Annotated in this window: 3 protein-coding genes and 3 pseudogenes; 5 read left to right on the forward strand and 1 reads right to left on the reverse strand. The window is 63.0% G+C overall.

Annotation, left to right across the window (positions count from 1 at the left end; translation table 11 throughout):
- Positions 1-468 precede the first annotated feature (468 nt).
- The 5 genes and pseudogenes from XpopCFBP1817_RS17330 to XpopCFBP1817_RS17350 all read left to right on the forward strand — a co-directional run bounded on the left by XpopCFBP1817_RS17330 (position 469) and on the right by XpopCFBP1817_RS17350 (position 8,468).
- Entirely contained in the window at positions 469-2,250 is a 1,782-nt protein-coding gene (locus XpopCFBP1817_RS17330) for an autotransporter assembly complex protein TamA (RefSeq protein ID WP_128418069.1), read from the forward strand.
- A complete protein-coding gene (locus tag XpopCFBP1817_RS17335; RefSeq protein ID WP_128418070.1) occupies positions 2,247-6,101 on the forward strand; it encodes a translocation/assembly module TamB domain-containing protein in 3,855 nt (1,284 codons plus the stop codon). The genes XpopCFBP1817_RS17330 and XpopCFBP1817_RS17335 overlap by 4 nt, the downstream gene beginning before the upstream one ends.
- 205 nt (positions 6,102-6,306) lie before the next feature.
- A pseudogene (locus tag XpopCFBP1817_RS17340) lies at positions 6,307-7,264 on the forward strand (IS1595 family transposase).
- 6 nt (positions 7,265-7,270) lie between these two features.
- A pseudogene (locus XpopCFBP1817_RS17345) lies at positions 7,271-7,549 on the forward strand (transposase); the annotation flags it as partial.
- A gap of 133 nt (positions 7,550-7,682) precedes the next feature.
- A complete protein-coding gene (locus XpopCFBP1817_RS17350; protein WP_167393965.1) occupies positions 7,683-8,468 on the forward strand; it encodes a YgjP family zinc-dependent metalloprotease in 786 nt (261 codons plus the stop codon).
- A 167-nt stretch (positions 8,469-8,635) separates the two neighbouring features.
- On the opposite strand, the pseudogene XpopCFBP1817_RS17355 reads toward XpopCFBP1817_RS17350, so the two are convergent.
- A pseudogene (locus XpopCFBP1817_RS17355) lies at positions 8,636-9,690 on the reverse strand (IS630 family transposase).
- Positions 9,691-9,885 lie beyond the last annotated feature (195 nt).

Below are 9,885 nucleotides of genomic sequence, written 5' to 3' on the forward strand. Positions count from 1 at the left end.
CGCCATGCGCGCACTTGTTTCTACACGATCCGGGTGCAACCAGCTGATCTATCTCGGGAAAACGTGGGGAAACCTCAGATACTGACCGAAGATTTCGTCGGATAGTCCTCGGCATTCCATCGAATGACACGACTGCCGCGCCTGGACAGCGCTTGTCCAAAGACGGCTGCATGGAAATCCCCGTCGAGAGAGTTGATCAGTACGGCTTTTTTGTAAACATCACGCATGTCTGTCTGAATCGCCCCGGCTTTCTTAGTGAATCGCCCCTGCTCATTATTGCTACCACAGCGAACTCAAGCTAAGCAATGGGTCTGACTGCCCTCACATCTAAGGCCAGACTTGGCGACCACCATTTTGTGAAAAAAAAGTTAAAAAGCGTCTTCGACTTACTCAGTATCTCGCCACCCGTATCGTCGCGTTTGTTCACATGTTTTGTCTCTTCACACCTAGGCTAGGTATCCTTCGCCGATGCTTAAAGTCGCGTTTGCTCTCTCCCTGCTGTGCACTCTGCTCATCCCGCTGCAAGCGGCTGCCCGCGGAACCATCGACAAGGTCGAAATCAAGGGCCTGGACGAAGACGACGACGCCGAGATGATCGAGAATATCGAGGTCTCGCTGTCCCTGTATGAGGCCATCGGCAAGGAGCAGGGCGAGTCGCGTATCGAGTATTTGTTGGCGCAGGCCGAGCGGCAGACGCGCGAAGCCTTGGAACCGTTCGGCTACTACTCGCCGACCATCGCGCTGGCTGCGCCGCGCGCTGGCGACAAGGTGACGGTGGTGATCACCGTGGACCGCGGCGAGCCGGTGCGGGTGCGTCAGTCGTTTATCTCCATCACCGGCTGGGCCGAGCAGGACCGTTATCTGGGCCAGGACCTCAAGCAGTTCGAGCCGCACCAGGACCAGGTCTTCAGCCACCCGCAGTACGAAGCCAGCAAGGTGCGCATCACCCGCCGCCTGGCCGAGCGCGGTTACTTCGATGCAGACCTCACCAAGCGCCGGGTCGCCGTCAACCGTGCCGAGCATGCCGCCGACATCGATCTGAACTGGGACAGCGGCCGCCGCTACGACATGGGCACGGTGCGCTTCGAGTACGACTACTTCCGCGATGGGTTGTTCGACCCATTGGTGTATTGGGACGAAGGCAGCTACTACCACGAAGGCAAGCTGGATCGCCTGCGCGAGTCGCTGACCAAGCTCGATTACTTCAGCACCATCGATATCCAGCCCAAGCCTGAAGACGCCGACAACCAGGGCCGGGTGCCGGTGGATGTGAAGCTCACCCGCGCCAAGCGCACCGTCTACACCTCCGGCTTGAGCTACGGCAGCGAGAGCGGCGCCGGTGTGCGCGGCGGGGTGGAGCGGCGCTATATGAATGCGCGCGGCCACAAGATGGACACGCAGCTGGATTACGCGCAGAACCGCAAGAGCCTGACCACCAGCTACCGGGTGCCGGCGTTTCGCTGGCTGGATGGCTGGTACACCGCCTCGGCGCGGCTGTACGACGAACAGACCGAATACATCGACCTGCGCAACGTCAAACTCACCGGCAGCCGCAGCGGCCAGATCAACGAGCGCTGGAGCGCGATCGCCTCGATCAATGCGCTGCGCGAGCGCTGGCGCTTCAGCAGCGGCAGCGATTTCACCGACGCGGTGTACGAGACCTCCACGCTGGTCTATCCGCAGCTGCAGGTGAATTACGTCAACGTCGACGACCGCCTGTTTCCGCGCAGTGGCGTCTCCGGCCAGGTGTTCATCCGCGGCGGTGCCGAAGGCGCCGGGTCGGACACCAATTTCGGCCAGGTCTACGGCCAGCTGCGCTGGTTTCTGGGCGCGGGCGACAACGGCCGGGTGATTCTGCGCGGCGAAGGCGGTACCACCTGGACCAGCGATCTGGTCGCGGTGCCGCCGAGCCTGCGTTTCTTTGCCGGTGGCGCCAACAGCATCCGCGGTTATGCCTTTCGCGAAGTCGGCCCGCGTACGCCCAGGCCGGACGAATTCGCGCTCGGCGCCAAGAACGCGGTCACCGCCAGCGCCGAGTACGAGCGTTACCTCAAAGGCGGCCCGTGGGGCGGCGCGGTGTTTGTCGATAGCGGCAGTGCGTTCGACAACAGGCCCGACTGGCATACCGGTATCGGCTTCGGCCTGCGCTGGCGCTCGCCGGTGGGACCGGTGCGGGTGGACATCGCGCATGGCCTGAACGATCCCGACTCTCAGTTTCAGCTCTACATCGATATCGGGGCCAACCTGTGAGCACACCCGCGCCACCCCCCGCACCGCGCCGTGCGCGTTTCTATCGCCGACGCCGGTTCTGGGTGGGCTCCGGGCTGACCGTGCTGGGTTTGGTGGTGCTGGCCTTGATCGCGGTGTACTGGTTGCTGCAGACCGTGGCCGGGCGCGATGTGTTGCTGGCGCAGGTCGTGGCGCGCCTGCCGGTCGGTGCCACGTTTACCTACGGCAAGGTCGAAGGCCCGGTGGCCGGCCCACTGACCTTGCGCGATGTCGACTTCCGTTATCAGGACATCCACTTCACCGCCGAGCGCGTGTATCTGGAACCGGATCTGCGCCCGTTGCTCGGTCGCAAGCTGCAACTGGATGCGGTGCAGGTCAGCAATGCCAGCTTGAATCTGGGCAAAAGCGAGGAGCCGTTCAAACTGCCGAGCTGGCCCGAATCGCTGCCGCAGATCACCGTGCCGCTGGCGATCCAGGCCGACAAGATCGTCGTGGACAACCTGCGCATCACTCAGCTGCAGCAGCCGATGATTGTCCTGCACAAAGTGCAGGGCGGGCTGGATGTGGCGACCGGCGAATTGCGCACGCGCGATCTGGTGATCGATACCGACATGGGCAATTTCCGCCTGCAGGGCGATTACGTGCCCAACGACGGTTACCGCGCCGATCTCACCGCCACCGCCGTGTTGCCGGCCGCGCGCGGGCGCACGCCGGCCAGCTTCGGTTTGGTCGCACGCGGCGATCTGGGCAAGATGGAAGTGGCCATCGCCGGCCGCGCGCCGGCCCCGCTGCAGGCCAGCCTGGTGTTCACCGGGCGCGACGCGCCAACCTGGGCGTTCAAGGCCATGACCGAAGCGCTGGATACCTCGCTGCTGATTCCAGCCACCAACGGGCAGTACGCCGCCCCGGCCACGCCGATCGCGCTGAACCTGCAAGCCTCCGGCAAGGACGGCACCGCCGATCTGCAAGGCAGCGTCAAACACGGCGAGTTGAGCGCCACGCTGCAGCCCTCGCACATCAGCCTGCTGGACCAGGTCATCACCGTCGAGCCGTTGGTGATCGATGCCTTCGAAGGCCGCGCACAGCTGCACGGTATTGCGGATTTCCGCGACACCCAGAATCCGAGTTTCCGTTTCGCGGTCAATGCCAGGGGCTTGCGCTTCACCCCGACACCAGACCCGGCTACGCCCGGTGCGGCGGTGGTGCCGGTGGAACTGATCGACGCGCGCCTGGGCGTGGCCGGTACCTTGAAGGCGTGGGCGGCGATCGGCCACGCCACGCTTGAGCGCGACGGGCAACAGGCTGCGTTGGTGTTCGATAGCCGCGGCAACGATCAACGCGCGCAGCTCAAGCAGGTGCAGGCCACCACGCCGGGCGGCGCGCTGGATCTCACCGGCGAAGTGGGCTGGACGCCGGCGCTGCAGTGGAATGTCACCGCGCAGTTGGCCAAGTTCGATCCGGGCTATTTCGCGCCGGGCTGGAACGGCAATCTCTCCGGCAAGCTCGCCTCCAAGGGCCGCCAGTTGCCTGCACCGGCCGGCGGCGTTTCGCCGGGCTTCGAGGCCACTGCCGATATTCCGACCCTGACTGGCCAGCTGCGTCAACGCGCGCTGTCGGCTAACGGCAAGTTCGCCTTGCGCGGCGAACAGGGCGAGGGCGAATTGGAGTTGTCGCTGGGCAATAGCCGCATCAACGCCAAGGGCAAGGTCGGCGACCAGCTCGACATTGCCGCGCAATTGCAGCCGCTACAGCTGGACGACGTATTGCCCGGCGCCACTGGCACGGTACGCGGGCAGTTGCAGGTCAGCGGCCGTCGCGACGCGCCCGACATCACTGCCGATATCGTCGGCAATGGCTTGCGTTGGAACGACTACAGCGCGCAAAGCATCACCTTGCGTGGTCGTCTGCCGTGGCGCGGCAGCGACGGACAACTGGCGTTGCAAGGCACCGCGATCGACGCCGGCATGGTGCTGGACAGCGTGCGCGTGCAGGCACGTGGTGCGGTGGAAGCATTGCGACTGGACGCCAGCATCGCCAACAGCATGGCCAGCATCGCCTTGCAGGGCGATGTGCGTCGTGATGGCGAGCGTTGGCAGGGCCAGGTTGGCACGTTGCGGATTGCACCGGCCAAGGGCGCTGCGTGGGCGCTGCGTCAGCCGGCGCAGTTCAGCACCGACGGCGCGGCCTTCACCTTGTCCGATACCTGCCTGGGCGCCGCCACCGGTGGTGCGCTGTGTGCCAGCGCCAATTGGCCGCGCGAAGGCATGGTGGTGCATGGCGATGCATTGCCCCTGTCGCTGGTGCAACCTTGGTTGCCCAAGCAGCAAGGGCGACAGATCTATCTGCGTGGCGAGCTTGCGCTTGATGGCAGCTTCAAGCCGCGCGGTAACGCGTGGGAAGGCGCGTTTCGCCTCGCCTCGCCCGAAGGCGGTATTCGCCTCGGTGAAACCCGTTATGCGGCGGTGGCCGGCAATGCCAATCGTGGTGAAGTGCTGCGCTACGACCAATTCAGCATGCAGGCCGATTTCAATCCGCAGCAGATCCAGGGCAAGCTCGGTGTCGGCTTCCAGGGCGCCGGCTTTGTCGATGCCAAGTTCAATACCGGCTGGGATGCGTATGCGCCGCTCAATGGCGAGCTGTATCTCAATATGTCGCGCTTGTATTGGCTGGAGCTGGTGGTTGCCGATGTGGTGCAGCCCAAGGGGCTGGTCGAAGGCCATGTGAGCCTGCGCGGCACCCGCGACAAACCGCTGCTTGGCGGCGATGCGACCTTGAGCAACTTCACTGCCGAATATCCCTCGATGGGTTTGACCCTGAGCGAAGGCAAGGGCCGCTTCGACGCCTTGCCGGATGGCTCGGCCAAGATCAACGCCTCTGCCAAGTCGGGCGAGGGCACGCTGAACATCGATGGCGGGTTGTCCTGGTTCGGTACCACCACGCCGTTGCTGCTGAATATCCGCGGCGACAACGTGCTGGCCTACAACACCAGCGAGTTGCGCATCATTGCCAACCCGGACATGCAGTTCGGCATTACCGACAACACCATGCAGCTACGCGGCAAGGTCACCGTGCCCGAAGCCGATATCGATCTGGAACGCCTGGATCGCGGCACCTCGGTGTCCGAAGACGTGGTGGTGCTGGATCCGGTGGATCCGGAAGAAACCCCGGCCTCGCCACTGGATATGGACCTGGCCATTGTGCTCGGCGACAAGGTCAACATGAGCGGCTTCGGCTTGAAGGGTGGCTTGAGCGGGCAGATGCAGATTCGCGCGCGCCCGGGCCGCGAAATGACCGCCAATGGCGGGCTGGATATACGTGGTCGTTACAAGGCCTATGGCCAGGATCTGACCATCAGCCGCGGCCAGCTGACTTGGAACAAAAATATCGTCTCCGACCCGCGCGTGAGCCTGCGCGCCGAACGCAAGATCGGCGATGTCACCGCCGGTATCGACGTCAGCGGACGCGCCGAATCGCCACGCGCAGATGTGTGGTCGGAACCGGCGATGTCGCAATCCGAAGCGTTGTCCTACTTGGTGCTCGGCCGTGGCCTGTCCACTGCCAGCAGCGACGAAACCCAGCAGGTCAGTGCCGCCTCGGCCGCCCTCTCGGCCGGCAGCAGCCTGATCGCCTCGCAGATCGGCGCCAAGCTCGGCCTGGACGAAGCCGGCGTCAGCGAATCCAGCACCGTCGGCTCGGTCGTCGGTTTCGGCAAGTACCTCTCGCCGAAACTCTACGTTGGCTACGGCGTCTCGATGGTCGGCAGCGGCTCGGTACTCACGCTGAAATACCTGCTCAGCCGCGGCTTCGACGTGGAAGCCGAATCGAGCACGGTGGAGACCAAGGGCTCGGTGAATTGGCGGCGGGAGAAGTAGCTTTCGGTGCAGAAGAGCGGGTACGGCAAGAGCGCGAAAGCGTATCGTCGTGGCGATCTTGTACCTGGGGTATCGCGGGCGCGAGGTCGCTGGCGTGCAGGTCCTGCATCGCGGCACCTGATTAGCACGCTACTTCAGCCAGTCGCAGGCCCTGAGCCTGTGCACCTGCACATTGACGGCAAGCCACTCGTGCAGGAGTCAGATCATGGCAATGAACCGCGTACAATTTCAGCCGGGACTGTCGCTGCCGGCCTTCCTGGCCGGCTATGGTAGCGAAGGGCAATGCGAGCGCGCCCTGGCGCTGGCCCGATGGCTTCGTCTGTCCGCGCTGTGCGGGCAAGCGCTGCAGCAGGTTCCAGCGTCACGCGCAGGCCTACTGGCAGTGTTCGCACTGTCGCCACCAGAGCAGTCTGCGTTCGGGAACGGTGTTGGAGCATCGGCTGCTGCCGCTGACGGCCTGGCTGTTGGCGATGTCCCCGTTGAGCCAGAGCAAGACGAATCTATCTGCGCTGGAATTGATGCGTCATCTTGGGGTGAGCTATCCGACGGCGTGGAGGATGAAACACAAGTTGATGCAGGCCATGGCCGAGCGAGAGGCGGGACGACGGCTCGGGGGCGTGGTGCAAGTGGACGATGCCTATCTGGATGGAGAACGCAACGGCGGCAAGGCGGGCCGAGGCTCGGAAAACAAGCGACCTTTCGTGATCGCCGTGGAGACCACGCAGGATGGTCGCCCCCGGCAGGCAGTGATCGACCCGGTGTCCGGCTTCACCAAGGTGGCGCTGGCCGAGTGGGTCGGGCGGCGTTTGCGGCCGGGGGCTGATGTGTACAGCGATGGGCTGGGCGCCTTCCGTGTTCTGGAAGCCGAGCATGCGCATACAGTGATTGAGGGCCACGGCCGCAGCCGGTGCGAGGACGACAACGCCCGCTGGGTCAATGTCGTACTGTCGAATCTGAAGCGGTCGTTGGACGGTGCCTATCACGCCTTCAAGTTCTCCAAGTATGCGCATCGCTACCTGGCCCAGACCCAATGGCGGTTCAACCGACGCTTCGATCTGACGGCCCTGGTGCAGCGCTTGCTGGTGTCGGCGGCCAGGCTCGCGCCATGGTCGGAAGATGCGCTGCGAGACGTGCCGATTTTTTCGGCTGAAGTAGCGTGCTAATCAGGTCGCGGCAAGGCCAAGACGCTGACGCGACGGCACTGGCACTGGATCAAGCGACGGCAGGCGGTGGAGCGGGTGATTGGACACCTGAAAGACGACTGCCGGCGACGTCGCTGCCGGCTGAAAGGCGCACAAGGCGATGCGCTGCACGTGCTCGGCTGTGCTGCTGGCTACACCCTGCGCTGGCTGCTGCGCTGGATCGCCTTTTGGCGTGCCTGGATGCAGGCTATGGGATGGCCATCCTTCATCGCCGTGCCGCTGTCACCGACGGCACTTGGTGCTTGAAGGGGGGTGGGCAGGGGGCGACGACGTAGCGCGTTACGGATGCAGTGTGACCACAGATCACGCTCGCACCGTCATCGGATGTATCCATCATTCCGTCTCACCGGCTGACACATCGCAGCGCTATCCTTTGCACATGTTCAAGCCCGTCCGCCGCCTCATCGCGCCCACACCGCAGGTTGTCGAACGCGATTGCGTGCGTCTTGAACTAGACGGGCGCGAGATCGCAGTGCTGCGCGTGCGCGACCCCCGTGCGCGGCGCATCAAGCTCAGCGTGGACGAACGCGGCGCGCGGCTGACACTGCCGATCCGTGCAAGCCTGATGTCCGGCGAACGCTTTTTGCTGGCGCATCTGGAGTGGCTGAGCACGCAGTTGTCGCGCTATCAGCAGGTGGATGCTTTTCCGGCGCTGGAGCGTGGTGTGCCGGGGTTGTTGCCGTTACGCGGCGCTTTGCTGGCGCTGAGCTGGCAAGACGGGCGCTACGCACGCATCGACATCACCGATGCAGGCGCGCAGTTCCATCTGCCCGCGCGATTGGGCGATGCAGGCCTGCGCCGCACGCTGAAGGAATTCTACGAAGCGCAGGCGCGCGCCGATGTCGGCCGCTGGTTGCCCAACTATCTGCCCGGCTTGCCGCGCGCACCGGCACGGGTGCGCCTGAAAGTGATGTCCTCGCAGTGGGGCTCGCTCGCACCCGATGGCTCGATGGCGCTGGATCTGGCATTGGTACTCGGTCGCCCGTCCGCTTTCGAATACGTGCTGGTGCACGAGCTATGCCACCTGGTGCAAGCCAATCACTCGCCCGCGTTTTGGGCCGAAGTGGAGCACCGCTTTCCTGCCTGGCGCGACGAACGCAGCTACTTCCACGAACACGGACGCCAGCTCAAAGCGCAGTTGCGGCGTTTGTTGCAGGTGAAGTGACCGGTTTTTTATTATTTATCCGGCTAAGATAAGTTTTAACTATGTCACGCAGCATATTTTACCTGTGGATCCTGGAAGGGTGGTCTCAAGAATCAAGTGCACCACCTCGATAAATCGAATGCTTGCATCGCTCTGGGAGGGCCAGACGTATAGGTCATTGATTAAATTTAGGTTACCCGTTTAGGTGATTTGACAGAAATGCGGGTTTGCAGTGGATCAGTGTTGCACTCGGAACTTGAGTCCGCCAAGTCACGTCTGACACGTTCGGGTGAGCGTTCGATCTTTTGCATATGCTCGGTTGCTGCGACTTTGCGTTTGGCTTTGGGACGTGCCGGAACCTTCGAGCTGATGGCGTGCTTGAGATCGGCGTTGAGGCGCTCTTCGGGATTGAGCTCCGGGCTGTCGCTGGGCAAGTAGAACAACTCAATCTTCTTGCTGCGCTTGGCCACCCATGCCTTGACCAATGGGCTGTGATGGACACGCAGGTTGTCCAGAATCAGGAACCCCTTGTGTTTCGTGCTCTTGATCAACGCCGCAAGACATTCGATCAATTTCTCGGCGTTGAATGCGTCGTCAATGATCATCCAGCGTGCTTCTGCCTTGTTGGTGACTGTGGCAAGGATCGACAGCTTTTGCCGCGTCCCACCGACTGCGAAGGCCACCGGCGTCTTGCCGGCCGGGGCGTCGCAGCGACCGCGCACATCGGTGTTCACCAACGCCGTTTCGTCTCCCCACTGTATCTGTGCGCCCTCAGCTTTGGCGCGTTTCTCAATCGCCGGATAGGTCTCGTCCAGCCACGCCTGTACCGCTTCAGGACGCTGCTCGTCCGCTTTTTGATCGGCTTTTGCGGCGTAAACCCCCACCGGGCCAGGTAGGTACCCACGCCCCGCACCGACAGCGTCATACCGCACTGCTGTTCGATCAGTTGCGTCACAGCGGCGCGATTCCACAGCGCAAACTCCATCTTCACCTGCTCCGGTCGCCGATCGCAGATGATCCGTTTGATCCGTGCCTCCTGCGCGGGGCTCAACCAGCGACCCTGCCCAGGAGCCCGGCCCCGTCGGCTTGGCTTGATCCCCGCCAACCCGCCTGATGCATCACCATCGATCGCGCGGCGCACTGTCGGATACGACAGACCGGTCAGCTTGACGATCTGCATCACACCATGACCAAGGCAATGCAGTCGAACCACTTGTTTGCGCCGTTCGTGCAGCCGATCCAGCGTCTGATGCCTTGCGTCTTCTTTGTCCGTTGCTTTCTGACAATGTCACGGTACAAAAGTCCAAATATATTTGAGCCGTATCAATAGGTGTTCAGTCCCGGCATTAGAGGGATCGGATTCTGAGGTATCCCCACGTTTTTCAGCCCATGACCATCTGGTTGTAGACGTGTTCGGGCAGTGTGCGTAATCGCTCCA

The organism is Xanthomonas populi, assembly GCF_002940065.1.
Taxonomy (GTDB): domain Bacteria; phylum Pseudomonadota; class Gammaproteobacteria; order Xanthomonadales; family Xanthomonadaceae; genus Xanthomonas; species Xanthomonas populi.

Coding starts and splice junctions, on each gene's coding strand:
- XpopCFBP1817_RS17330 (WP_128418069.1), top strand. CDS start 469: ATGCTTAAAGTCGCGTTTGCTCTCTCCCTGCTGTGCACTCTGCTCATC.
- XpopCFBP1817_RS17350 (WP_167393965.1), top strand. CDS start 7,683: ATGTTCAAGCCCGTCCGCCGCCTCATCGCGCCCACACCGCAGGTTGTC.